At 47.6% G+C, this 26278-nt stretch carries 24 protein-coding genes; 5 read left to right on the top strand and 19 right to left on the bottom strand.

The genetic code is table 11. The features are described 5' to 3' along the window. The first annotated feature begins 1 nt into the window (after position 1). Together HZB61_00805 and HZB61_00800 are read left to right on the top strand one after the other, a co-directional pair. Positions 2-1369, top strand: coding sequence for a sigma-54-dependent Fis family transcriptional regulator (locus HZB61_00805; GenBank protein ID MBI5055143.1), 1368 nt, complete (start codon positions 2-4; stop codon positions 1367-1369). Between the two features lie 345 nt (positions 1370-1714). Next, on the top strand, positions 1715-2047 hold the full coding sequence (locus HZB61_00800) for a PilZ domain-containing protein (protein ID MBI5055142.1): 333 nt from the start codon (positions 1715-1717) through the stop codon (positions 2045-2047). A 14-nt stretch (positions 2048-2061) separates the two neighbouring features. On the opposite strand, the gene ilvN is transcribed toward HZB61_00800, so the two are convergent. The 5 genes from ilvN to HZB61_00775 all read right to left on the bottom strand — a co-directional run bounded on the left by ilvN (position 2062) and on the right by HZB61_00775 (position 8009). Then, positions 2062-2553 carry an acetolactate synthase small subunit gene (gene ilvN / locus HZB61_00795; protein ID MBI5055141.1) on the bottom strand — a complete coding sequence of 164 codons (492 nt, stop codon included), beginning with the start codon at positions 2551-2553 and terminating at the stop codon, positions 2062-2064. A 59-nt stretch (positions 2554-2612) separates the two neighbouring features. After that, positions 2613-4349 carry a biosynthetic-type acetolactate synthase large subunit gene (ilvB, locus tag HZB61_00790; protein ID MBI5055140.1) on the bottom strand — a complete coding sequence of 579 codons (1737 nt, stop codon included), beginning with the start codon at positions 4347-4349 and terminating at the stop codon, positions 2613-2615. Between the two features lie 125 nt (positions 4350-4474). After that, a complete protein-coding gene (ilvD, locus tag HZB61_00785; GenBank protein ID MBI5055139.1) occupies positions 4475-6151 on the bottom strand; it encodes a dihydroxy-acid dehydratase in 1677 nt (558 codons plus the stop codon). Between the two features lie 87 nt (positions 6152-6238). Beyond that, positions 6239-6457 carry a DUF465 domain-containing protein gene (locus tag HZB61_00780; GenBank protein ID MBI5055138.1) on the bottom strand — a complete coding sequence of 73 codons (219 nt, stop codon included), beginning with the start codon at positions 6455-6457 and terminating at the stop codon, positions 6239-6241. Between the two features lie 178 nt (positions 6458-6635). After that, on the bottom strand, positions 6636-8009 hold the full coding sequence (locus tag HZB61_00775; protein MBI5055137.1) for a phosphomannomutase/phosphoglucomutase: 1374 nt from the start codon (positions 8007-8009) through the stop codon (positions 6636-6638). A gap of 99 nt (positions 8010-8108) precedes the next feature. Between HZB61_00775 and rfaE2 the strand changes: the two genes are divergently transcribed. After that, complete coding sequence (rfaE2, locus tag HZB61_00770; GenBank protein ID MBI5055136.1) at positions 8109-8567, top strand: D-glycero-beta-D-manno-heptose 1-phosphate adenylyltransferase; 459 nt, start codon at positions 8109-8111, stop codon at positions 8565-8567. Positions 8568-8687: 120 nt separating this feature from the next. Then, entirely contained in the window at positions 8688-9716 is a 1029-nt protein-coding gene (locus HZB61_00765) for a PAS domain-containing protein (protein ID MBI5055135.1), read from the top strand. A gap of 1 nt (position 9717) precedes the next feature. Here HZB61_00765 and HZB61_00760 read toward each other — a convergent pair whose 3' ends face one another. The 11 genes from HZB61_00760 to HZB61_00710 form a co-directional block, all read right to left on the bottom strand. Beyond that, positions 9718-10989, bottom strand: a complete 1272-nt coding sequence (locus HZB61_00760) for a glycosyltransferase family 2 protein (GenBank protein ID MBI5055134.1) — start codon at positions 10987-10989, stop codon at positions 9718-9720. A gap of 38 nt (positions 10990-11027) precedes the next feature. Next, on the bottom strand, positions 11028-12431 hold the full coding sequence (locus HZB61_00755; protein ID MBI5055133.1) for a diguanylate cyclase: 1404 nt from the start codon (positions 12429-12431) through the stop codon (positions 11028-11030). Next, positions 12419-13438: an HlyD family efflux transporter periplasmic adaptor subunit gene (locus HZB61_00750; GenBank protein MBI5055132.1), complete on the bottom strand. Its 1020-nt coding sequence runs from the start codon at positions 13436-13438 to the stop codon at positions 12419-12421. Before HZB61_00750 ends, HZB61_00755 begins: the two co-directional genes overlap by 13 nt. Continuing rightward, the gene (locus HZB61_00745) at positions 13435-15474 is read right to left on the bottom strand and encodes a hypothetical protein (protein MBI5055131.1); all 2040 of its coding nucleotides are present in this window, start codon (positions 15472-15474) and stop codon (positions 13435-13437) included. The genes HZB61_00750 and HZB61_00745 overlap by 4 nt, the downstream gene beginning before the upstream one ends. Before the next feature lie 155 nt (positions 15475-15629). Continuing rightward, positions 15630-17678 carry a c-type cytochrome gene (locus HZB61_00740; GenBank protein MBI5055130.1) on the bottom strand — a complete coding sequence of 683 codons (2049 nt, stop codon included), beginning with the start codon at positions 17676-17678 and terminating at the stop codon, positions 15630-15632. A gap of 45 nt (positions 17679-17723) precedes the next feature. Further along, complete coding sequence (locus tag HZB61_00735; GenBank protein MBI5055129.1) at positions 17724-18413, bottom strand: hypothetical protein; 690 nt, start codon at positions 18411-18413, stop codon at positions 17724-17726. A 74-nt stretch (positions 18414-18487) separates the two neighbouring features. Beyond that, positions 18488-19228, bottom strand: a complete 741-nt coding sequence (locus HZB61_00730) for a cytochrome b N-terminal domain-containing protein (GenBank protein MBI5055128.1) — start codon at positions 19226-19228, stop codon at positions 18488-18490. Then, a complete protein-coding gene (locus HZB61_00725; protein ID MBI5055127.1) occupies positions 19215-19709 on the bottom strand; it encodes a ubiquinol-cytochrome c reductase iron-sulfur subunit in 495 nt (164 codons plus the stop codon). The genes HZB61_00730 and HZB61_00725 overlap by 14 nt, the downstream gene beginning before the upstream one ends. Before the next feature lie 157 nt (positions 19710-19866). Beyond that, on the bottom strand, positions 19867-22218 hold the full coding sequence (locus HZB61_00720) for a molybdopterin-dependent oxidoreductase (GenBank protein ID MBI5055126.1): 2352 nt from the start codon (positions 22216-22218) through the stop codon (positions 19867-19869). Continuing rightward, positions 22219-22752: an arsenate reductase (azurin) small subunit gene (locus HZB61_00715; GenBank protein ID MBI5055125.1), complete on the bottom strand. Its 534-nt coding sequence runs from the start codon at positions 22750-22752 to the stop codon at positions 22219-22221. Between the two features lie 120 nt (positions 22753-22872). Next, positions 22873-23235, bottom strand: a complete 363-nt coding sequence (locus HZB61_00710) for a cytochrome c (protein ID MBI5055124.1) — start codon at positions 23233-23235, stop codon at positions 22873-22875. Between the two features lie 348 nt (positions 23236-23583). Between HZB61_00710 and HZB61_00705 the strand changes: the two genes are divergently transcribed. Then, on the top strand, positions 23584-23892 hold the full coding sequence (locus HZB61_00705) for a hypothetical protein (GenBank protein MBI5055123.1): 309 nt from the start codon (positions 23584-23586) through the stop codon (positions 23890-23892). Positions 23893-23958: 66 nt separating this feature from the next. Here HZB61_00705 and HZB61_00700 read toward each other — a convergent pair whose 3' ends face one another. The 3 genes from HZB61_00700 to HZB61_00690 all read right to left on the bottom strand — a co-directional run bounded on the left by HZB61_00700 (position 23959) and on the right by HZB61_00690 (position 26135). After that, entirely contained in the window at positions 23959-24672 is a 714-nt protein-coding gene (locus tag HZB61_00700; protein MBI5055122.1) for a trypsin-like peptidase domain-containing protein, read from the bottom strand. Positions 24673-24707: 35 nt separating this feature from the next. Beyond that, on the bottom strand, positions 24708-25031 hold the full coding sequence (locus tag HZB61_00695) for a winged helix-turn-helix transcriptional regulator (GenBank protein MBI5055121.1): 324 nt from the start codon (positions 25029-25031) through the stop codon (positions 24708-24710). Between the two features lie 105 nt (positions 25032-25136). Beyond that, positions 25137-26135, bottom strand: coding sequence for a YncE family protein (locus HZB61_00690; protein MBI5055120.1), 999 nt, complete (start codon positions 26133-26135; stop codon positions 25137-25139). Between the last annotated feature and the right edge of the window lie 143 nt (positions 26136-26278).

The following is a 26278-nucleotide window of genomic DNA, read 5'->3' as shown; positions in this document are numbered from 1 at the left end:
TATGGGAAGAATACTCGTTGTTGATGATGAAAAATTTATAACAAAGAGCCTCAAGCAGCACCTTGAGAAAGAAGGGCATGAAGTTTTTACTGCTGATTCCGGCGACGACGGTCTTGAGGTTTTTCAGACGGAGTCCCCTGACGTTGTCATCCTGGACCTCCGGATGCCGGGCATGAGCGGGATGGAAACGCTTGAGGCCATGAAGAAGTCAAACGGCGAGGCAGTCGTAATTATCATAACCGCGCATGGAGATATCGGCACTGCCGTCACCGCCATAAAATTGGGGGCGTATGACTTTGTTGAAAAGCCTTTTGACCTGGACAGGCTCTCTGTTCTAATTAGAAAGGCCATGGAAACGGCGCAGTTAAAGAGAGAGGTCAATTATTTCAGAGAGGAAAAATACGACACTTACAATTTCAGCAACATAATCGGCGAATCTCCTGCCATGAGAGAGGTCATCACACTTGCAAAAAAGGTGGCGGCAAGCGACGCCAATACCATCCTCATCCAGGGCGAAAGCGGCACCGGCAAGAGCCTGCTTGCAAGGGCGATGCACTATAACAGCCCGCGCGTGGGCGGGCCTTTTGTGGAGGTCACCTGCACCGCGATACCTGAAGCGCTTATTGAGAGCGAGCTGTTCGGTCATGAAAAGGGCGCCTTCACGGACGCCAAGACAGCCAAAAAGGGGCTTTTTGAGATTGCAAGCGGAGGCACTATTTATCTTGACGAAATTGGGGACATTAAATTGTCCACTCAGGCAAAGCTCTTAAGGGCGCTTGAAGAAAAGACCTTCAAGCGTGTCGGCGGACTCAAAGACATAAGGGTGGATGTAAGGATTGTCGCGACTACGAACAAAAAAAATCTCGAAGAAGCAGTAAGGAACGGGAGCTTCCGGGCAGACCTCTATTATCGTCTTAAAGTCTTCCCGATCAACCTCCAGCCGTTGAGGGAACGGAAAGAGGACATACTCCCGCTTGCCATGCATTATTTACAAAGGTTCAACAAGGAATTCAAAAAGAACGTCACCGGTATCTCCCCGACAGCCGAAAAGCTTCTGCTGAATTATCCGTGGTATGGAAATGCCAGGGAACTCAGAAACGTGATCGAGAGGATCTGCATCCTGGAGGACACCGAAGTTGTTTATCCCGAACATCTCCCCGCGGAGATAATCGAGTTCAGCGGAATAGAGTCGGTAGAGAGCGCCGCGATTGCCATCCCCACTGCGGGACTCTCCCTTAAGACCGTGGAAAAGGACCTGGTTGAACAGGCGCTTGAAAAGACCGGCGGCAATCAGACAAAGGCTGCCAGGCTGTTAGGGATCTCCAGAGACGCCCTCCGGTACAAGATGCAGAAATTCGGCCTGCTGTAATCTTCCATCCCACATTATTCATGATGCTCCCTGTTTATATGTTGCTGAAATGGAAGGCTGTGGAAGAATTTCTATACGACTCCTTGAAAGGGTAGTCAGTAGACAGCAGTAAGTAGTTGGGGACCCCTAACTACTGTCTACTAACTACCAGCTACTGTTTTATTGTCGATTATAGAAATTCTGCAGCAGACTTTCATTTCAGCCTTCCCGTCACTTGTATTCTAAATATATTTATTATTATTTTTTAGTAGACAACCGGAAGATTTCATAGTAACTAATAAAAAGGCCCGGATTGAGGGGCAATATATCTTTGTATAACATTTAAACAGGGAGAGGGGTATTATCATGCAAAAGCGTCGTCAAAGAACATTTACAAATATAAAGGCTGAACTTATCACAGGTGTTAAAAATTATGAAGGATATATAATGAACCTTTCAGACGACGGGATATATGTGGAAACCGCGCCCACGAATACAGCGACGGATTTTATTCCGGGGAATTCACCGAAGGTAAAATTTAAATCATATTCAGGGGAAACTCTGATCTTGAAATGCGAAGTAGAGTGGCTGCACGTACAGAAGGCCGTGCCTGACGGCTTAATAAACAGAATGGGACTGGAGATCATTGACCCGCCGCAGGCATACAGGGACCTTTTTGTTTTTGAAACTCTTAAGTAAGATTATGTCTCAGCCTACTTGCCCTTCTTTGTCCCCTCGCGTCCTATCGCAACCTTACCTGTGCGGACAAATTCTTTTATGCCGAAAGGTTTGATGAGGTCTATGAACGCGCTGATCTTTTTTTCTTCCCCGGTAATTTCTATTGTATAGGTTGAAGGGCCTGAATCCACTATCCTGCCCCTGAATATCTCGGCAAGCTGCAGGGCCTCAGCCTTATCCTCTTTCCTCGGGGCGATCTTGATGAGCACCATCTCCCTTTCCACATGATCGATCTCCATGAAGTCCACAACCTTGATGACGTCAATGAGCTTGTTGAGCTGTTTTGTTATCTGCTCGACTACCAGGTCGTCGCCGGTTGTTACAATTGTCATTATGGAGATCGCGGGGTCAATGGTTTCGCCGACGGAAAGGCTCTCGATGTTATATCCTCTTCCGCTGAAAAGGCCTGAGATCCTCGAAAGAACACCGAATTTATTTTCAACCAGTACTGAAATTGTATGCCGCATATTTTCTCCTCGTATTTATTCTTGACCAATCCCTAACTGCTAACCCCTAATCCCTGTCCTCACTTCACTGCCTTTAATTTCTTCTCTTCCTTCTTTTCCTCTTCCTCAAAGATCATCTGGTCTATTGCCGCCCCTGCCGGGACCATCGGGTAAACCTTTTCCTTCCAGTCCACAACAAAATCCAGGAATACGGGCCTGTTTTTTATCTTCAGCGATTCCTTAATAACAGGCTCTACTTCCTCCGGCTTCGTTGCCCTTAAACCGGCAGCGCCGTAGGCCTCGGCAACCTTGACGAAATCAGGGTTGCCTGTCTCAAGATGAGTATGGGAATAGCGCTCTTTGAAGAAGAGTTCCTGCCACTGCCTTACCATCCCGAGATACCCGTTGTTCAGTATCGCCACTTTTACGGGCAGTTTATTGATGACCGCTGTTGCCAGCTCCTGTATGTTCATCTGTATGCTTCCGTCGCCTGCTATATCGAAAACCACTTTATCAGGACACGCGAACTGCGCCCCTATTGCCGCGGGAAAACCGTACCCCATGGTGCCGAGGCCGCCTGAAGACAACCATCTTCTCGGGTAATCATACTTGTAGAACTGCGCGGCCCACATCTGGTTCTGGCCAACCTCGGTGCAGATTATGGCCTCGCCCTTGGTGAGCTCGTATATCTTTTCAACAACGAATTCCGGCTTGATGATATTTTTATCAAACCTGTATGAAAGAGGTCTCTCCTCTTTCCAGTGTTCAATCTGTTTCAGCCATGCGCTTCTGATTGCGCCCCACTGCTCCTTTGATTCCTTAAGCGTCTTTATCAGGTCTCTTAAAACGTTCTTGACATCACCCACAACGGGGAGGTCCACCCTCACATTTTTCCTGATCGATGTCGGGTCAATATCGATCTGCATTATCTTTGCCTGAGGCGCGAATTCGTTGGTCTTGCCCGTTACACGGTCGTCAAACCTCACGCCGATCCCGATGAGGAGGTCCGCATTCTGGACGGCTGTGTTGGCGTAATAAGTGCCGTGCATTCCAAGCATTCCCATTGAGAGTTTATTCGTGCCGGGAAATCCGCCAAGCCCCATCAGTGTCATTGTGACCGGGATCTTAGCAAGCTCGGCAAGTTCCTTCAGCTCTTTGGAGGCGCCTGACAATATCACGCCGCCGCCTGCCATAATGACGGGCTTTTTCGCCTGCAATATCATCTGGGCGGCCTGGTTTATCATGTACTTATTTCCGTGATACGTCGGATTGTAGCTTCTGATCTTCACTTCCTCCGGCCAGATAAATTCTGTTGAACCGGCTGTCACGTCTTTTGGCAGATCAATTAATACGGGACCGGGCCTTCCTGTAGTGGCTATGTGAAATGCTTCCCGCACGGTCTGAGCCAGGTCCTTCACATCTTTAACAAGAAAATTATGCTTAGTGCAGGGCCTGGTGATGCCGACAATGTCCGCTTCCTGAAACGCGTCATTGCCAATAAGTAGTGTAGGCACCTGGCCGGAAAAAACAACAAGGGGGATGGAGTCCATTGAGGCGGTTGCAATGCCTGTTACGGTATTTGTAGCTCCGGGACCTGATGTAACAATCGCTACCCCGGCCTTTCCGCTGGCCCTCGCATAACCGTCAGCGGCGTGCACCGCGGCCTGCTCGTGTCTTGTAAGGATAAGCTGCAAGTCTTTTTCATCATAAAGAATGTCGAAGATATTGAGCACCACGCCGCCGGGATAACCGAAGACGTGTTTCACCCCTTCTTTTTTCAGACATTCAATTAATATCTCTGCGCCGCTCTTTTTCATTTAATCTCCCTAAGCAACATTCAGTTGCTTAAATGTCATTCCGGGCTTGACCCGGAATCCAGTCTTATTGCTCTGGATTCCCGCTAACTGACTGCGGGAATGACGCCTGCAAAATATTCACACTTTCACTTCTTGACTATATCACTCCCTGACTTCATCACCGCGCCGGTGCTTGCGGATGTTACCAGAGAAGCATATCTTGCAAGCCAGCCGTTGTTTATTTTTGGTTTTACCGGGACGTGCGTTTTAAACCTCTTTTTAATTTCTTTATCGCTGAGGAGTAAATTCAGCTTTCTGTTAGTAATATCAATCTCTATCATATCTCCATTTTTTACGATAGAGATCGGCCCGCCTTCCATTGCCTCCGGCGAGACATGTCCGATACAGGGACCTCTCGTTCCTCCTGAGAAACGTCCGTCAGTGATCAAGGCAACGGAGTCACTTAATCCCATTCCCGCGATTGCGGACGTGGGGCTCAGCATCTCTCTCATGCCCGGGCCGCCTTTGGGCCCTTCATAGCGGATTATGACGACGTCGCCTGGTTTGATCTTTCCTGAGAGTATTGCCTTCATTGTCTCTTCTTCTGAATTAAACACCTTGGCCCTGCCCTGGAACTTGAGCATTTTTTCGCTGACAGCCGTTTGTTTTACAACAGCGCCGTCAGGGGCAAGAGAGCCTCTTAATACTGCGATGCCGCCCTGTTTGCGATGGGCCTTATCAAGAGGCCTGATGACCTCTTCATCAGTGATCTCGGCGCCATCAGCGATTTCGTATATCTTCTGCCCTGAAACAGTAATAACATTATTGAGGCCGGATTTCAATCTCTTCAGCACCGCGGGTATTCCGCCGGCAAAATCCAGGTCCTCAAGATAATGCGTGCCTCCGGGCAGCATGTTTGAGATATGCGGAGTCCTCTTGCTTATCCTGTCAAACAGTTCCAGGGTCAAATTTACTTTGGCCTCATGAGCTATTGCGGGGATATGTAACACTGTGTTGGTTGAGCCTCCGAGGGCCAGATCAACCGTTATCGCATTTTCAAACGCCTTACGGGTCATTATCTTTTTTGGAGTCATATCCTTTTTTATAAGCTCAACAATCCTGCTGCCGCTGTTAAATGCGATCCTGCGCTTTTGCGCTGAGACCGCCAGGGCAGTCGCGCAGCCGGGAAGGCTCATGCCGAGAGACTCGGTTACGCAAGCCATTGTGTTTGCCGTGTACATACCCTGACAGGAACCCGCGCCGGGACAGGCGCACATCTCGAGGTCTTCCAGTTCCGACTTCTTCAGCAATCCCTTTTTATATTTTCCTATTGCCTCAAATGTGTCATTAACAAGTGAAAGTCTCTTGCCCCGCAAATGGCCTGAATACATCGGCCCTGCGGTAACAACTATTGAAGGGACATTCACTCTCGCCGCGGCCATAAGCATTCCGGGGGTAATCTTGTCGCAATTTGTAAGAAGCACCAGCCCGTCAAACTGGTGCGCCTGAGCAATGGTCTCCACCATATCTGCGATCAGCTCCCTCGAAGGAAGGCTGTAGTGCATTCCGCTGTGGCCCATTGCGATACCATCGCAGATGCCGGGGATCCCGAAGAAGAACGGATAACCTCCGCCTGCATGGACGCCTTTTTCTATAAACCTTTCAAGGTCTCTCATGCCTATGTGTCCGGGGATGATGTCCGTGAAGCTTGTTGCCACGCCGATGAAAGGCTTGTCCATTTCAGTGCGAGGGATCCCAGTGGCGTAGAGCAGCGCCCGGTGAGGCAGTCTTTCCAGCCCTTTTTTTATCGAATTGCTTTTCATAATATAAACAAGTTAAGAGTTGACAGTTAAAAATTAAGAGTTAAAAGTGGAAACAGAAAACAACTTTACACTTTTAACTTTCAATTTTCAACCTGGTTGGTATTCCCTGATAAGCTGAGCTATACGGTCTTTATGCTGAAGCTTTTGTTTTTGCATTTTCTTTTTTTCGACTTCTTCCTCCGCTGTGAGATACTTTTTCTTATTCATTTCATCAAGGGCCTTGTCAAGTTTCCTGTGGTCCTCTTCAAGTCTCCTGAACTCTTCATTTTCACTTCTTAAAGCATTTATTATATCGTCATGTTTCATAAGGCTCCCCCTTATCTTTATATAACTTGAAAAATTACCATATTCTCGGGAAAATTACAAGGTCACAAGCTTTTCATGAATTGGCGCATAAGAGATGTTACTGTAAGTTAAAAAAGGAACCGGTGGCCTGCAGGGCGTGGGCCAAAAAACATCTCAATAATAAAAGGAAGTCTACCTATCAAGACCTATGTCCCTCAATTATTTGATTTAACCGTGATTCAACAAAATTTCTGATCTCCAAAAGGCGGGCTTCATTTTTTGCCTCGAAGCGCAGGACCAGGACGGGTTGGGTGTTGGAAGCCCGGATGAGCGCCCACCCGTCGTCAAACTGGATCCTGATGCCGTCAATGGTGATTGACGGGTACTCATTAAACGCCTCCTGGGCTTTTTCGGCTATCTTGAATTTGATCTCATCAGGGCAGTCAAACCTTATCTCAGGAGTCGCAACGGTGTGAGGGACATCTTGCAACAAGGCCTTCGTACTGTATGGCAAACCGGCCTTCTTTATGATCTCAAGGAGCCTCAGACTTGCATAGATCGCGTCATCGTAGCCTAAATATCTGTGGGCGAAAAACAGGTGCCCGCTCATTTCGCCGGCAAGCAGGGCATGCTCCTTCTTAAGTTTTTCTTTGATAAGAGAGTGTCCGGTCTTCCACATCACAGGGACCCCGCCGTGGGCCGAGATATCGTCATAAAGGGTCTGGGAGCATTTTACTTCGCCGATTATCTTTGCCCCGGGGTTGTCTTTGAGGATGTCCCGCGAAAAGATTATCATTAATTTATCACCCCAGATGATATTGCCGTCCTCGTCAATGGCGCCGATCCTGTCAGCGTCTCCGTCATAACCGAAACCGACATGGGCCTTCAGTTCTTTGACCTTTGCAATGAGGTCAGTGAGATATTTTTCCACGGTTGGATCGGGATGGTGGTTCGGAAAATTCCCGTCAGGCTCGCAGTAAAGCTCTATTACCTCTGCCCCAAGGGCCTTCATGATCTGAGGCGCGACAAGACCTCCTGTGCCGTTGCCGGCGTCAACTACGACCCTGAGTCCTGAAAGGCTTTCAAATTTATTTTTTATAAAACTAATATAGTCGTCAATTACCGGATATGTTTCAACCTTGCCGCTTCCGTTCATAAGGGCATTTGCGTCTATGATTTTCCTGATCTCCTGTATCGCGTCTCCGAAAATAGTGGTCCTTCCGACGCTCAGCTTAAATCCATTAAATTCCGGGGGATTATGGCTGCCGGTAATCATCACGCCGCCGTCAAGCTGAAGTTTATGCATTGAGTAGTATTGAAGGGGTGTCGGACAAACACCGAGGTCAACGATATCGATCCCGGAACTTGTTAAGCCCCTGATAAGACTGTCTCTAATCGCCGGAGAATGCAGCCTTGCGTCCCTTCCAATGCTTATCTTTGCCCGGTCTCTTTTAATTGACTTACGCAGATACGAGGCAAACCCCCTGCCTATAAGTTCGACTACCTCAGGAGTTAAATCCTTTTCCCATACACCTCTGATGTCGTATTGCCTGAAGATAGCCGGATTTATCATTAGGCCTCCTTTGAATTTACAGTCGTAAATTATAACATACATCAGGCGCACTGAATTTGAAATTGCAAATTTAAGATTTAAAATTTAAAATGGACTGCAATGAATAAGATCGTTGACAGGGCAGCGTTGAAAAATATTATAGACAAGTTAAAGCAGCAAGGCAGCAGGATCGTCTTTACCAACGGCTGCTTTGACATTATTCACGTGGGGCATGTCCGCTATCTGACCGGGGCCAAAAAGCTCGGGGACATCCTCGTCATAGGGCTGAATTCGGACCGTTCAGTTTCAAGCATCAAACCCGGCAGGCCCGTTAATCCGGAAAAGGAGAGGGCGGAAGTCCTCGCGGCATTATACATGGTTGATTACGTGACGCTTTTTGACGAAGACACCCCGTATGAGCTTATAAAAAATATTCAACCGGACGTGCTTGTTAAAGGCGCGGACTGGGACGTAAAAGATATCGTCGGGGCGGACATTGCTAAAGAAGTACGCACAATCCCCTTTGTTGAGGGGATATCCACAAGCGAAATAATCAGAAGGATACAGAGGGTAAAGTGAAAGGTCCCCGATGCGGCAAAGTAAATTTACGATAGACAAGCAGGAAGCTTTTTGATAAAGAAATTATAACGATGAAAAACATTAACCTTGCAACCAAAGTCTGAAGAGGGGATGGACAGAATGAAGGCAAAAGCCAAGACCGGGAAACAGCTCATAGAAAAAATTGTCGGACACGGGATACTTGAGGCCGTTGGAGACGGGATAAGCATCCAGGACACGGATTACAGGATCTTATATCAGAACAAAAAGGCGATAGACATCATAGGAAATCATGTCGGTGAATTCTGTTACAGCGCTTTTGAAAAAAGAGACAACATTTGTGAAGCCTGCCCTTTAACGAAATCATTTGAAGACGGGAGGGTCCACACAGCCGTGAGGACCAACCCTTCCAAAAACGGAAAGCTGATCGTTGAAATTACTTCTTCGGCCATTAAAGACTCATCAGGAAGGACCGTTGCCGGTATGGAGGTTGTAAGGGACGTGACTATTCACACGCAGTTGGAGCACCTGATCTTCCAGGAGAAAAAAGAATGGAAAGAGACCTTCGATATCATTAACGAGGCAATAACTATTCACGATATGGATTTTAATATAGTGCGCGCCAATAAGGCGGCAAAAGAAATGCTTGATTCGGAATTCCTGAAACTCCTGAAACATAAATGCTATGAATCCTACCACGGGTCAGCTTCCCCGCCTGAGAACTGCCCAAGCTGCAGGACCTTAAAGACCGGTTTGCCCACCACCACGGAAATGTTTGAGCCGAACCTGAGAAAATGTCTTGAAATAAAGTCGCTCCCGCGTTTTGGGGAAGACAGACAAATCATCGGCCTGGTCCACGTTGTCAGGGACATCACCGAACAAAAGAAGCTTGAAGAAGAGCGTAATAAACTGATCTTTGATCTTACGGATGCTCTCGTCAGGGTCAAGACCCTGAGCGGGCTGCTCCCTATCTGCTGCTCATGCAAAAAGATCCGTGATGACGGCGGCTACTGGAAGCAGGTTGATGATTACATCCGCGAGCGCACGGACGCCGAATTCACTCACGGCCTTTGTCCCGATTGTGTCAGTAAACAATTTCCTGAACACACTGAAGTAAAGAAGGGCAATAGTGTAAAGGTGCAAAAGTTAAGAAGCACAAAAGTGCAATAACTCACAACCCCTTTTCAAGGGCCTTGCGGGAGACCTTGGCGGGGTTCCACCGGTCCTTATACGACAGCTTGAAGACCAGTTCACCCAGATAGGCATACGTCCTGACAATTCTCATATACAATGTTGTATATAAAGGCATGAGGGGGAGATATATGAACAGTTTCAACTCTTTCTTTGTTATGGTCCTGCCGAGCAGTATGACACCGATGACATACTGGATTATGTTTGACAAATAATAGAGTATGTAGTTCATAGGGATAATAAATTTAATCAGGGAAGAATAATTCAGCAGGATGTCAATGAGATACACCCACCATTTGAGGTTCAGTATGAAATTGAACAGGAAGTTCTCAAGAAAGGAGAAAAAGTCGTTGAACCGGAAATTCTCCGAGGGCATAAATACGTCCCTGTGTTTCCTGAGCCTGAACCTGACGAGCGACCGGTCCCATCTGTATCTCTGCCTTGCCAGTTTAGCAAAGGTATCAGGGACATTTGTATGGCAAAACGCCGTGTGCTCAAAGATGATCCTGTAGTGCAGTTTTCTTATCTTGACCGTTAAATCCCCGTCCAGACCGGGGCCGACGTCCCACCCTTTCAGCTTGTCAAGAATGTCCTTCCTGAAGGCGCCGAAAGCGCCCGGCACTATCCTCAGTATACCGAACGTTGAGGAGACCCACCTCCCGATGGATATGCTTTTGAAATACTCTATCGCCTGCAGGGACGCTGCCAAAGACCCATCGCTGTTGGCCACTCGGACATCGCCGCCCACCGCGCCTATTTTCTCATCGAGATAGAAAGGGGTGATGATGTTCTCAATTGCGTTTCTGTCCAGATAAGTGTCCGCGTCAACATGCACAATAAATTTCCCGCGGCTGTACCTTAACGCGAGATTTGCCGCTGAGGCCTTCCCTCCCCTTACGTCATTTCTGAAATACCTGCCGATCAGCCTTTCCCGCAGCATCTGCCTGCAGACGGCGGGGGTGTCATCATCAGAACCGTCGTCAGCGATGATCAATTCATAGTTCTTATACGTCTGTAATTTCAGGGACCTTGCGAGCCCGGGGATGTGCTTCCCCTCATTTTTCCCCGGGGCGATGACTGATACGAGCGGCCGGTCGTTAAAAAGGTCGGCCCGTGCCGTGCTGTACTGCGCTTCTTTCTTTTTCCTTTTTATAACGGACAGGGCAAAAACAATATAATCACCCACGACATACCGGACGAAATCAAATACAGCGAAATACCAGAACAGCCGAAGGAATTTTGTAAATCCCATATTCCGGTAAAACTCGTGGAAGTCCGCAAAAAATTCGGTCATCTTGCTTTTAACAGATTATTTATGAGTTCTGCCGCGTCTGCTTTCCCGTCAACAGGAAGAGATATTGTCCGGATGGAGGGAGAAAAGTTCAGGTTGTCTGTCAGGGGCTTCTCAACGGATTTCTTCAACCGGTCCATAACGCCCTGGACGTTTTCCAGGGGGGTTTCAATAAATAAGAACAGGTAGAGAGAATTACCCGTCATTGTAACAACGTCTGTCTCCCTGACATATCCCCTGATGACTTTTGCTATCTCCATGAAAACAGACTGCCCCTTTGATCCCAGCTCCGTCTGGATACGGTCGAGGTTGTCCATGTGAAGCGCCGTGATTGAACTTGCCACGTTCTTGTATCTCTTGATCCTCAAGACCTCAAGGTTCAGGATCTCTTTGAATGTATCGAGACTCAAGACGTTCACTTCTTTTTTCAGGATATTCACAAAGAGCATATCAATCCCGGAGAATGCCGCGTTCCTGCCAAGGGACGTCAGATCATACTCTTCAATGTCCTCGGTAACGAGGTCGTCCGCACTGGATGTCTTCCCGCAAGCTATGCACAGGGAATCGACTGCCGGCTCCTGAAAAACCTCTTTGCATTCCGCGCATTCATAGACAACGGAAGGCCTGTCAAAATCCACGCCGATATGCTTAAGTTCGGTCCTGCACTTGGGACAAACGGTCCTGTTTTCCTGCCTGAAGTCTGTTTCAGGGCCTGTGTAACCGCAGACAAAATGGTGAACGAGATCGTTTACTATGAGGTCCGCCGATTTACACAGGGGGCAGGTTTCCCTGAAATTCAGGAAGGCGGAGTTGCAGTAATTGCACAGATGTATCCGGTCTCTGAAAACGCCGGAAAGCAGTTGCTCCTTCTTCATGAAATCCAGGAGGGTGAATACCTGGATATCTTCCTTTGAATGATACGCGTTCAGTGCCGGGAAGAAATATCCGAACCTGGACCTTACCGAGCGGATGGGGGACAATTTCCGCCCGCGGCTGAAGAGATATCTCAGTATCTTTGTTGTGATGCTGTTGTCATCGGCGTGTCCGGCAGCCGCGATGTCCTGTATTTTTTTATTGATGCCCCGGATGTTGCCGGTCTCCGCTTTTATTGATTCCTCAAGCGTATTGCCTTTGACAATGGTCCCGTCCAGCAGGCCCGCGAGCCGCTCATCTTTGGCCTGCTCTTTTACAAGCAGGAAGAGGGGCTTCAGGTAAACGTTGATGTCATGGTGGTCCTTTATTCCCCTTACGGTGTCCTCAACCCGGGCTGCATCCGCTGCTTCAATGAAAACCGCCTCGAAATCTTTGAGAGCTTCTAAGTCCAGTGAATCAAGACTGAGGACCCGGGAAAACAGGCCTTTGCCCTGTTCCGGTTTGTCTGTTATGAGAATTATTTTTTCCATCTTTTTACCTTTACTTTCACGTTCATTTTATAAAAATATTTCCATCGTTCTTCATCCCCCTTACAGGGTGTTATGTCAGCGACAAGCGACCTGTGCACCGGTTCGGATTTCATCTGAAGCTCCTCCGGGAGCGGCAGGGTTGTGTACGGATAATGTTTATCAATGACCCCGCAGCCGCCTGTGCCGTCGGGAAACTCAATGTCAACTTTCAGCCCGGAAGCAATGTGTTGTATATCATTCTGCTCAAAGTACGCCTTTATCCTCGGATTTTGGACCTGATGGATTGCAATAATGTTGTCTCCCTTGGGCACGACCTCATAAGTTTCCCTGTAAAGCTTTGTTACCTGTCCGTCTGAAGGCGACTGAATTATTCCTTTGCCGCTGTAATCAAAAGATTGAACACCTGCACCCTGGCGCGCTGCGCCCCTGGGGACCTGGCCGGTCAGTTCATTCAGCAGAGTGATCTCATTTTCAATAAGGTCCTTTTTGAGCCTGAGCTCGTCAATCCTTTTTGTCACAGGCAACATGTCCTTTCTCATATAAATTTCGAGGGACTGAAGCCTGTATATGCTGTCGAGCTGGCCTTGCAGCAGTTCAAGTTCTTTTTCGATGCCTGTCTTTTCTATCTTTTTTTCTTCCAGGTCCCTGTGGAGCCTGAAAGTGTCCATATCATATCTCTGTCTTCCTTCATCGCCGGGCGTGTTTACATTATAGAGGTAGCTTGAAGTTTCGTACTCGATAAGGGGGTCGCCTTTTTTTACGAACGTTCCCTCCCCGACCAGGAATTTTTCTATCCTTATGTCCCTGTCCGGTTGTACATATGTCACATCGAAAACGACCTGTCCGATGCCGTTGACGTAATAGAACTTACTGAAGAGATAGAACAGGACAAAGCAAGCTAACAGTATAAGCACGGAAAAATAGATAAGCTTGCTTATGTTTGTCTTCCCCCCGGTAAATTCTTCCTTTGTTGTCCTGATATAAGTCTGTTTGTTTCTCAGTTTCATGGCTGCCTCGTAATATTTATATGTTGGCCAAAATCATGGAAGGCAAATGAGCCCAGTCCCGTAGTGCCCATTACCTTCTCGATGAACTCTTCCATTTCCAATTCGTTAGTGAAATCTTTGGGCCTCAGGGCCAAAACTATTTTCCCTTTATCAACCTCCATTGCCTCCTGCAGCCCGTTCTTCAATTTGTCGATGTCTTTTATTTCGTACGCCATGACATAGACCCTGTCCGCCGCATGAAAGATCCGGGGGAGATACTTAGCGTCATAAAAGACGGGAATTGATACGGACATTTTTATTTTACCGGCAACAATCTCTTTCATCCTTTCAAGCATTCCGATATACAGGCCCATGTATTCGTCCCTGTTTGTCTTCCAGCCCTCAAGGGTATGAGGCTCAATATCAATATGCACAGCGGAGACGGAAGGACCGTAGTTCAGGATGTCCTTTAATTTTGTCTCCGCTTCCGCGGCCCTCTCAGGGAATATCCAGTTGTTAGAGCTTACCATCAACTCTACGGAAATGTTTCTCTTTTTCGCCTCACCCAAAAAAACGCTGAGCTTCGAGAGGTCCGTTTTTTCGCTGAAAGACAGGATGATCGTTGAGATAGTCTTGGTTACAGCGAATTCGATAATGAACCGGTTGTCCTCCCTGTTAAAGGCGTCCGACCAGATGTACAGCGCCCTCTCGCCGGGCCTTCTGAACTCGAAATTCCGTTCATTGAGTTCGACCTCGTTTACATACTGCGTAAAATTCTCCGCTTTCGACAGGGCGTAAAGCCTTGCCGTCCTCAGGTAAGCCTTCTCTTTAGCGTCGAGCATTTCAAAGTCAATATCCATAAGGTCCTTCATCAGACTGACGGCAAGCAGCATATCAAAGTTGTCAGGGTCGAAATCCTGCCTGACGGTTTCCCTCCTCAATTTCTCCGTTACATGCAGCTTTTTCCCGTACATCTTTATAACATCGTCGATCTTGTACTTTAATTCATACCAGGTTTCAACAATGTCCTCGATGTTGCCGCTCTGCTCCCTGCGGAGCATTGCCGCATCCCTTTCGAGTTCAGCGCTCGTGACGGCCTTTTCCCTGAACACATTTAAAGGGACTGAAAAGTAAAAACCGAGTGAGGCGCCTTCGTCAAATTTAGAGCTGTCCTCATATGTGTTTGCTCGGGCAAACAATTTTAAGCGCACGTCGTTCCAGCGGGAATATTTATTGTCCAGTATCTCTTTTTTGAATCCGATTGTCCTGTCTGTTGTGTCGTTGGCGTCTGTTTCCCGGAGGAGCCCGTCAAGGTCCACGTCAAAGACGGGAAAACTTTTGTGTGCAATATCCGAAGATGCGGGTGAAATCCCCGCCGGAGATGCCAGCCTGCTGAAGTAATAATACTGAGATATCCTGTTTTCCGTCTGAACGGTCTCGCTCTTGAGATCGCTTATCTCTTCAAAGGGCAAATATCCGAGATAGTAGAGCCTCTTCAGTTCGGGAAGGACATCCTGCAGGAACTGATGCTTGTCATGCAGCATTTTCAGTTTAGCTGAGCTGAACTCCGAGATAATGGCATTAACGTAACAGGGCAGGTCCTCCCGGCGTCTTATCTCCTGCTGCCTGAGTTCCAGGATACGGAGTTCGTTCTCATGTGAAGATGCCCGCCTTTTCCCGGCGTAATACCCGTCACGGAGCACATCCCAGTAGACCCCGAGGTAGAGATGCTGTTTCCTGTTGATCTCAGCTTCGGCACGTGAATTAAAATTGTATCCGCCCTCAAGATGCAACCCCGTGTCTTTTTCCGAATCGGAGATAAGCTCTTTCCTGAACGCGGCCTCGGTTTCAAAATCCGAATGTCCCCCGCAGCTTCGTGACAGCAGGTCCTTTAACATTACCTTACTGTCCTCACCGGCGCTCTGCGACAGGAATGTATTTTCGTATTTCTTAATGATGTTCACAATGGAGTCCTCTGCATATGACGGGACAGCAGACAGCATAGCGAATATTATCAAGAGCCGGATGAGCATTTGGTTGATATAGTATACTGTCATATTCTAAAGTTCAATGTTCAGTCTTTAATGCCATTATGATAACGTAATGACATATATGCTTTTCGGTTCTTTAGACAAATAGCTTTACCTGAAAAATAAAGGGGTTCCGGTGCAGGGGGGGTAATGTGAACAATTTCTAATTCGGCGCGCCGCTGCTAATCAGCATTCTTTGTCCGCACAAACCTGTATTTGCCGAGGGTCATGAGGTAATTAGTTAATGCCTCAAACTCCCAGTCCCTGAATTTAAATTTCGGCATCCTGACGTCAGGCTGTACGGCTTGAGGGTCTTTCAGCCACTGCTCGATCCATTCCCTTTTCAAACGGCTTGACACATCAGTATGATCGGGGCCAATCTGCCCGCCGCGCCCGTTCGCGGAATGACAACCAGTGCACGCAAATATTTCCTGGTATAATTTTTCACCGTCATCAATGTCCCCTGCGCTAACTTCTTTTTTTGGTTCAAAATTATATGGGAAAGATTCTCCGGAGACAGCGGCCAGGTATCCGACTATGGAATTGACTTCCTTATCGGACAAATTGAAATCCGGCATCTTTGCTTTGAGCATAAACTCAGGGCGTATTTTATACGGGCTTTTCAGAAAAGCGAATAACCATTCCGGCCTGCTCTTTTTTGCTTCCTTACTGATATCAGGGGCGATATTGCCGCCTTTATCATTAAACTTGTGGCAACCCGCGCAGTTATATTTCTCAAAAACACTTTCACCTCTCATCTCTGGCTTGTCAGGATCAAGTAGCGTCTTTTTGTAAGTTGACGGGATTGATTCATTTCTTATGCCGAGGAGAAAAGTCACCAGCGCCTCTGCCTGCTCTTTACTGAAATTATAATTTGGCATACGCGTCACAATCCTGTCTGTGGCAAACCTTTCGGGATCCTGAACCTTGATCATCAGCCAATTTGTCAGGGTCTTATCAACGCCGGTGATATCGCCGAAAACCAGTTCATCAACCCTTTTGCTTCCTATCCCGTCAAGCGTCGGGGCATCGTATCCGGTTGGAAATTTTTCTATCTCATGGCAGCCTGTGCAGCCTTTGTCTTTTACAAGCTTTCTGCCCTTGTCGATGTTTTCGGAAAATTTTTCCTCGCCCCTCTTTGCTAAAGAGGAGGACACACCCCTAACCCCTCTTGATAGAGGGGAATGATCTCCCCCTTTGAAAAAGGGGGATGCAGGGGGATTTATTATTTTGTGATTATCCCCTTCCAAACTCATAAGATAACCGACAATGCTTTGGATTTCTCCATCAGCTATCATGAGGTTAGGCATAGGTGTCTTTGCCTGATAAGCCTTCGGGTTTTTCAAATATTGAACAAGCCAGTCCGCATTGACCTTACTGCCGATATTTGACAGATCAGGAGCGAAACTGTTTCCGTTCCCATCAATCGTGTGGCAGCCGAGACAGCCGAGTGATATAAGAATGCCATTTGCATTCCCTGTAACCCCACCTAACCTCCCCTTATCTAAGGGGAGGAACAAGGAGGGGTTATTTTTTTTACCCATCAAAAAATCCGCGACATAACCGATCTCCTCATCACTGAGGTCAAAGCGCGGCATTTTTGTTTTCGGCAGATAGTCCTTTGGATTTTTCAGCCATTTTATCAGCCATTCCCTGTTGACCTTATTGCCTATTGATGTGAGAGCGGGTGCGATTCTGTCAGGCACTTTGTATCCGGTGAGTTTGTGGCATCCAAGACAATTGTTCTCGTTGAAAAGTTTCCATCCCTCGACAAAAGCCGATGCGCCCTTTAATTCAACATTCAGCGGCAGCGCCTGGTCCATGGAATGACATTTTCCGCATGAAGATTGCGCAAAAGGACCCTTCAAAATCGGCTTTGTCCAGTTCTTCACATTGCCGTGCGCCGCATCAACTGTCAAAGCCGCGCCCTGTCCCTGATGGCAGACAACACAGCCGAATTTTTCAACAGGATGATGTTTCAGGTAATCTCCCGAATGGGTTTTAAAAGGCTGGGGTCTGTTGATGAACCCGGGTTTGTCCGCTCCCTGATGGCATGTGATGCAGCGGTCGGTTCCGCCGATATCCTGAAGATAGAGCTGCTGGATTTTTTTTTCCTTCTGATACTTTTTCCACGGACGATTGTATTCGCTGTACAGCGCCCAGAGAATGACAATTAAAAGCGCTGTGCAGAATATGGCATTTAAAATTAGTTGATGTCGTGTCAGTTTCATAACCTAACCAAACCCTAATCCCCAACCCCCAACCCAATTTTTTATTCACACGTTAAACCACGGTGTCACCAAAACATATTTGATACCGAAGGCAAGCCTTAAGAATATTTTCACCGGGACAAAATACATTGAGGCCAATGCAAGCATGACGATCACGTATCTGATGGGACCGTATCGCTTGTGAAAATCTTTTTTTATCATCCCCGGTAAGATCATGAACAGGCAAAAATATGCTGCTATGAATATCAACCCGATCACCGGGTTTAAGCTCCAGAGATTTTCTTCAAGGTCTTTGACCTGTTCCCACGACTCCCACGGCAAATATATTTGCCAGTTCGGCCCCCTGAAAAAGTATCCGATAAAGATCAGTATGGCCCACATCGAAAATCCGAAGATAAAATTTATTACCGCAAACTTTCTGAGAGAAAGCGAGTACCCGCCGCTGCCATGCGGGTTTCTGTCCAGATATGGAATTACCGCGAGGCAGATGATAATGATCATTGGTATGATGACCCCTGCCATCCACGGGTCAAAATAGACTAACAGCTCCTGCAATCCCACAAAATACCACGGGGCCTTTGAAGGGTTCTCTGACCTTGCCGGTGAAGCGATCTCCATCAAAGGGGCATTGGCAAGCAGCGCCCACACGATCAGGATAATCGTCAGCGCCACGGCAGTCAGAAATTCCATAAACGCCAGGTCAGGGAAGACGTATTTTCGTTCTTGTTTATTCATAGTGTCTTAGGGATTGGGGGTTAGGGATCAGGGGTTAGTGAAAGACCAATCCCCAATCCCTAACCCCTAATCCCTTATAACGGTCTTGATATACCTCCGTCCTTTCTTATTCTCCAGAAATGAACGCCTATGAAAATGAGCGCGGCAGAGGGCAGCGCCATAATGTGCAGCACATAAAACCTTAACAGCGCGTTTCCTCCGATCTCTGTGCCGCCAAGAAGCATAAATCGCACGTCATGATATTTATCAACTACTGCAAACGGGCCTTCATGTCCGATTACCGGCATGGACCTTACCATATTTGTGCCGACCGTTATGGCCCAATAAGCCAATTGGTCCCACGGCAGGAGATAGCCTGTAAAGCTCAGCAGGAAAGTGAGGACCAGTAAGGTTACGCCGACTACCCAGTTGAACTCCCTCGGAGGTTTATATGAGCCGGTAAGAAAGACCCTCAGCATGTGAAGCATGATTGTGATCACCATCAGGTGCGCGGCCCAGCGATGGAGGTTTCTCAGGACCACGCCGAAAGGCACGTCAAATTCCAGGTACTTTATATCAAGATAGGCGTACTCAGGGACAGGGCGGTAATAAAACATCAGCAGTATCCCGGTTACAGTTTCCACCAGAAACAGAAAAAAGGTTATCCCTCCCATGCACCAGGTAAAGCGTATCTTCATCGCATGTTCAGGTATTTTTGCCGGGTGGACATGGAGGAAGATATTGGACCTTATCTGCCGTATCCTGTTTTCCTTAGTGTCCTCATACCCGTGGCGGAAGATGGATTTGTAAATTTGGGAATGTTTAAACCTCCACATACGCACCCTGTTTATCAAATTCCTTAAACGTGTACACCCTGCTTTTGTCTATGACAATGTTGCCGTCATCATCGATCGCGATATTGAGACGGTCAAGCGGCCTCGGAGCAGGCCCCGCAAAGTTCATGCCGTTTTTGTGAAACTGACTGCCGTGACAGGGACATTTAAATATCCCTTCGTCAGGAAACCAGTTTGGCGTGCAGCCCAAATGAGTGCACTTAGCATGTACGGCGTATATTCGATTTCTTTCTCTCACAAGCCAGACTGAGTGTTCGGCTTTCCAATTTTCAAAAACCTGATAGTCCGGTCCTCCTTTGAATTCAGCAGGAACACTGATCTTGAAAGCCGATGGCTTTTCAAAAAGCACACGCGGAAATAAGAACCTTAATGCTCCGGCAACTGATATACCTGTTGCGGCAAAAAAAGACCCCCATCCGATCAAGCGGAGAAAAGAGCGGCGGGAGATATTATCTTTTTGCATAAAAATAATTTTGAACCACAGAGAACCCAGAGTTAGAAATTGAGAAGATGAGAAGTTTTGAAGATGAGAAAAGGAAATAATTCTTTTTGTTTTTTTCTCAACTTCTTAACCTCTTAAGTTCCTATCTTCTTTCCTCTGTGCCCTCTGTGGCCAATCCTTATACCTTCACAATATTGACCGGCACCATCCTGTCCCACTCAGCGAGCTTTGGGTCTGCCTTCTCGCTGGTGACCATATTCGGCGTTGACTCGGTCTTCGGATAAAGAGCCATGACGTCTACAACTCCGGGGACAGTCAATCCGGATACCTTTGCCACAGCCTTTATGCTGCCGTTTCGTGAATTGAGAGTGACCCGGTCTCCGCTCTTCACTCCGATCGTCTTGGCATCTTTGGGATTGATGCTTACGGTCTGCTCCGATATCCTTTCATAGATATTCGGGGTCAGCGGCACATTGAGGCCGTTGTTGTAAAAGTTGTATCCTGTGTTCCAGACCTCATTCGCCCGGTGCATTATCATCCATAAAGGATACTCGCCTGTGATCTTGTCCCTCAGTGGATGATTGTACGGCTCAAAATCAGTCAGCGCTTTTACAGGATCGAGATGCGCCTTGCCGTCCTTGTGCTTGAACCGCCTGCCCATCACTTCTTCTGTTTCAGGGGAATAGAGCCGTGAAATGCTCCTGCGGTTTCTGTACGGGAATTGAATGCCGTTAGTGCCTGCCTTAATCAGGTCGTTCCATGAGATCTCTGAAATGTCGCTGGTGAAATCGCCTTTCGTCCGGGCACTGCATTCCTCGTATATCTCCTGCTCGTTCTTCCAGTCAAAGCCGGAGAGCCCCATGCGCTTTGCAAGTTTCGCGACTATCCACCAGTCGGGTTTCGCGTCACCCGGCGGGTCCATGAAGCCCTGCTGAATATGGATCCTGCGGTCTTCGCTGGCCTGAATGCAATTCCACTCACCCCATGTCGCGGCAGGAAAGACCACGTCAGCGGCCGCAGTTGTGTCGGTGGGATAGATCTCATTTACGACAAGGAACATCCTGTCGATCTGCGGTTTATATTTGCTCAGGTTCGGGAGCTGAACGTAGATGTTGCTGATGTACGACCACAGGGCCTTTACTTCTCCCTTGTCGATCTTGTCGCATATGCTTCTCATCGCGCTGTCTCCATTCGGCGCAGGCGGATCAGCCCATGTTCCTCTCGGGTGCCCGCCTGCCCTTGATGTGCACGCGCCGGGCTTGCCCGCGTTGCCGAGGATAATTCCCATTGCGCTGTATGAGACTTCATTTTCATAGCCTGTCACTTGATGCATGATGCCCTTTTCAAAGAGGACCATTGTCTGGCCTTTGTACTTGGCCAGCATTTCTGCCGCCGCTTTGATTTTCGCAGCCGGGATGCCCGTGACCTTCTCGGCATTCTCAGGGGCGAATCTGCTGTTCAACACGGTTCCCTTAAGTGTGTCAAAACCAGTCGCATACTTTTGCACGAAATCTTTGTCGTACAGATCGTTCTTCACGAGAACGTGCATCAGTGATGCGCCAAGTATCGCGTCCGTTCCGGGATTGATCTGGAGAAACAGACCGCCGCTTTTTACTGCGTCGTCCGCCATCTGTGTCTTTCTCGGGTCCACAAAAATTAATTTAATGTCGCCTTTGTTCATCCCGCCGGTTGTCAACGCGTTGTAATACCATGATGAACCTGTGTCCTTTAAATTTTTTCCGGCGCAGAAGATGCACTTGGTCTTTGTGAAATCCTCCACTGTAAAAGACCTGGTCCCGCCGCCGACAACATCTGCAAGCCCCCAGCTTTCATCGCCCCAGAACAGATAACCGTTGCCCGCGAGCGTGCTGGATTTAATCCCGGTGAAGAGCCACTTTAAAAATGCGTGGGTATTCTGGAGATAACCCCAGTCGCCGTAAACAGCGCCGACCGCGTCAGGGCCGTGTTTATCAATGATCTTTTGAAAGTTAGCCGCTGTGAATTCAATCGCCTCATCCCAAGAAACCTCGGTCAGAACGCCTGACTTGCCGCCCTTGCGGATCATCGGTTTTTTGAGGCGGATACGTGTAGGAAGTTTCTCTGAATATAAACTCTGGGCATTAAACGCGCCGCGGATGGAATAGTTTGATCCGCTTGCCACGTCCTTGTTGTCAGGCACTATCATTATGTTCACATCCTTGCCGTTCTTTTTCGCCTCCACGGTGAACACGGGATTGGGCCAGTCGCCCCTCATTTTTTCAACCGGATAAAATTTTTCCTTTTCCGGCCTTCTGCCTGTGCCTTTCGGCCAGATATAAACTTTATACCCGCACATGACATGGCAGTAACGGCAGGCGGTATCATAAGTCTCGGCATTTGCCGGAGGGAGCTCCGCAAATTCTGTGGCCTTTGCCTCTGAAAATTTACCTGTCGCAAACGCAGGCATCCCGTTCATCGCGCACACCCCGGCTGCGCCTGCCGCCGAAACCTTTAATAAATCCCTTCTGGAAAATTTCTTTTCGTCGCTCATTTACTTTACCTCCTCCCCGTCAAGCAGATTGTTTCTGAGTCCATAAATAAGTCCGGCAACGCCGACCGCGTAAATATCGCCGTTCTTGTCCACTTCCAACGCGAGCATCGGCAGGCTGTTGGGGGCAGGGCCTTCGACCACTTTCCCGCTCTGCTTCGGATCATAAACGGACTGGTGACATTCGCAGACAAGCATCCCGCTTTCCTTGTCCATATCAACGCCGCATCCAAGATGGGTGCAGAACGAGCTGTACGCGACAACGCTCTTGTTCGCGCCAGCGCCTCCTTCAACCGCGCAGCCGAGATCGATCAGGATGTTCTTCCTGCCGACAAGCGGATAATCGAACTTTACTGCCTTGCCGGGTTTAAGGTCTTTGATGTTTGACACCTTCACCTGCGGATATGTTCCATTTGATGCCCGGGCCTTGCCTTTCAAGCCGCTGATGAGAACTGCCGCGCCTGCTGCTGCAATGCCTGCGGTTTTCAAGATGCTCCGCCGCGTTACGTCTTCATTTTGAAGCTCTGATTCTTTCATGCGTCCTCCTTTGTTTGAGTTTTAAAAAGTTAGAAGATAGAAGTTGGGAAGCTGAGAAGTTGAGGACATATAAATGCCTCGAAGCTTCTCACCTTCTTATCTTCTAACTTTCATGTTTATTCATTCTTCCTGACACCTGCACAATTCCCTTAAATACTTAACAAGCGATTCGATCCGGGCTTTGTCAAACGTATTTCCCCACGGCGGCATTAAGGTGGATTTGCCGACGCCCTTGCCCCCGCCGCTTATCACGCCAAAAAGTTCTTCATCCGTCCTCTTAGTCATAAGGTTGGGGTCCGTGTGGTTTGCAGGCCGGGGGTCGAGGTTCTTCGCGTTAAAGCCATTCCCGTCGCCCTTGACCCCATGACACGGCGCGCAGTACCAGGAATAGGTCTTTTCTGCATCAGGCAGAGAAGGGCTTGTTCCAGCAAAAGACAGGTTAAAACTGACAGCTACAGCCATAATGACTATGGATGAAACCAAAATTAAAATTTCTCTGTTCACCATATAAAAATAAAAAAGCCCTAGCATTGATCCCGAAACATCGTGTCAATCAACCGGGCTTTAATGACCTGTAAAAACAGGGCTAAAGTAACCGTAAGTTATAAATGTAAACCTGGCGCAGAATTACTTGTGGTGAGTAGTGAGCAATATTTATGCCATTAAAAACATTTAAAATTCACCCTGTTTATTTTGAAAGACACTAAATGAAAGTTCAAAATTTGAGCATCGTGTTCATTAATTAAGCAGCGTTATGAGATTGGTAACTGACCTAACACTTTACAAATTCCACCAGAGTGATATGATGAAAATAGAAGGAAGGAGGTGACCATGATGAAACGGACAATATATTATGCGTTGATTTTAACTTTCATGCTGGCGCTCGGATATGGTTTCATCGGAGATGCACAGGCGGCTCAAGTTGGAAGCGGCAGCAGCGTGGAGACGGTCTGGACATACCCGATCGGAGGCGTTGGGAATTACTTCCCATTAAGAATAGAGCCCAAGTATGTTCTCGTGAAGGAAAAGACAGCAGTAGAGGGAATAACCGAGACACATACTACATGGCAATATCCTGTCGGGGGAGTCGGAAACTATTTCCCTTTAAGGTATGAAACCGTAACGAAAGCGAAAGAATAGTAATGTACAGTTCCCCTTCCGCCTGGAGGGGGAGCTGCAACAACAGAATTCCGTATCGATATCTGATTAATGAAAGTCGTCACTCTTTCCGTCGCTGATATCCGCAAGAAAATGTTTTATGAGGAAAGCAGGGACCATGAGGCCGCTGTCATAATGCTCTGTGGCCTGCATTATTATTCCCGCAACCTTGTTTCCCGATATGACCGGGCTCCCGCTGTTGCCGGGGCGAATTTCCGCGCGAATATGCCCGGCAAGGAATGAACTGTTCCCAAGCAGGTATCTCTCTTCTACGATTCCGTGATAGCGGCCTCTGGCAATAACAATCTCTTCAGTGCCTGGAAAGCCGTACACGGAAACCTCGTCGCCAACATCAGGCAGTTCACCAAACTCAAGCGGCAAGACGCCTTCAAAGAACCGCCCGTCATCAACTGTTAGAAGTGCGAGGTCCGCTTCTCGGGTAAAGTAAAGCATTTTTGACCTGTATCTTTCAGACTGATTAAATCTCCTTACAGCAATGTCTGATTGATCGTCAACGACATGCGCATTTGTAAGAATCATGCTGCTGTTAATAATAAATCCGGAACCGAGAGGCTCTAATGAGCCTTTATCGGAAGCGCGTACCCCGTTGCAATCCGCATAAATCCTGACCATTGCATGCCTTAAATCTGACGCATATGTTTTTGAATGGATGAATATCATTACTACTATAATGTGGCTAAAGAGTAATATTGAGAAGAGAGATTTCCGGTAGAATTTCGGGTCAATCTTTTTGTTTATCATGGTAAAAATAACATGCAACGGAACCGGCAATAAATTTATTTCTCCGAATCACTGAACTTGAACTTGCAACATCCTAAATCCAGCACAACGTTATCTTCTGAAAAGTAAGACCTTATATCTCTTGTTATCCTGATGATCCTGTTTGCGCCAGCTTTTCTCTTTTCCACCAATCCCGCGGCCTCCAATATTTTTAAGTGCCTTGATATGTTGTATGTTTGAATGCCGAGGGCGTTGCTTAATTCATTTACGGACGACTCATTATTTAAAAGCTTACGGATGATTTTCAGGCGGGTCTCATCAGCCAGCGCCTTTAAGGGCTTTTCCCAGTCAAACAAACTGTGTGAATGAGATTTTTTCATTACATGCTTCTTTATTTGAAATATAAAGTCAGATTGTTTTATCTGTGTGAGCGCCTCTCGTATGAAAGGCGCTCACCAGTACACATAAAAGATCATTCAAAAGGATCAATAAACCGCAACACTCCACGGCGAAGAAGTGTACGGGCTGTCTGCTGTGATACCGACTTTCACCGTGCCTGTCACTTTATTGCTCCTGGTGTCAATGATGGAGACGGTGTTGTCTTCATGGTTTGCTACATAAGCCCGGCTGTTGGCTGAATCGACCGCGATATCATTTGCGCCCCTGCCAACATCAATCGTCGTTACGACCTTATTTGTTTTCGTATCAATTACCGACACGTTGTTGTCCGCCCTGCTTGTTACGTATATCCTGTTGCCGGGAGCGTCAACACCTATGTACCACGGCTGTTTGCCGACCTTAATTTTGCCTTCAACCTTATCGCTTCCGGTATCGATTATCGTGACATCGTTGTCCTGCCAGCTTGTGATATAGACCTTCTTGCTTGCGGGGCTGAAGACGCAGCCGATCGGGTAGACGCCGACAGGGATGGTTTTGATGACCTCATTGGTTTTCAGGTCAAACACCGAGACGTCATTGCTTGAAAAATTGGAGATGTAGCCTTTGTTGTTAGCAATGTCGAGGGCCACCTGAAAAGGCGCCGCGCCTGCCTTGATCGTTCCAGTGACCTTGTCTTCTTTAAGGTCAATGATCGAGACGGTCTGGCCCTTGTCTTCTGAATGGGGCAGGTAGCCAATATGCGTCTTTTCATTTATCGTCAGGTGCATGGGGCCGTTGCCGACTTTGATCTTCTGTAACTCCGAGTTGCTCTTGATATCAATGACCGAAACAGTGTTGTCGCTCTGACTTGAATTGACAACATACAGTTTGCCCAGATCAGGGTCCACTGTAACTCCACCGGGCCAGACACCGACCCTCAATGTATTTACGACTTCGTTCTTTTTAGTATCGATAACCGTAACGGTCTGGTTTCCCGATCCTGTTACATAAACCCGCTCGCCTGCCGCAAGCGCATTACCCGCGCTTAGTGTTAATGACATGATCAACAGGATCATTGATGCTGAAAGTGTTTTCCCAAATTTCATCTTTATTCTCCTTATCTTTTTATTGTTTTTGTCATGCCCGAAGTCTTTTATCGGGCATCCAGAACTTACTGAGAAACTGGATTCCCGCTCAACAGATTACGGGAATGACGATTCAATGTTAGAGTTCATGGACAGACTCTAAC

Source organism: Nitrospirota bacterium (assembly GCA_016214845.1).
Lineage (GTDB): Bacteria > Nitrospirota > Thermodesulfovibrionia > UBA6902 > UBA6902 > SURF-23.
The sequence above is the reverse complement of the archived record's forward strand: the minus strand, read 5'-3'. Positions and strand labels throughout refer to the sequence as shown.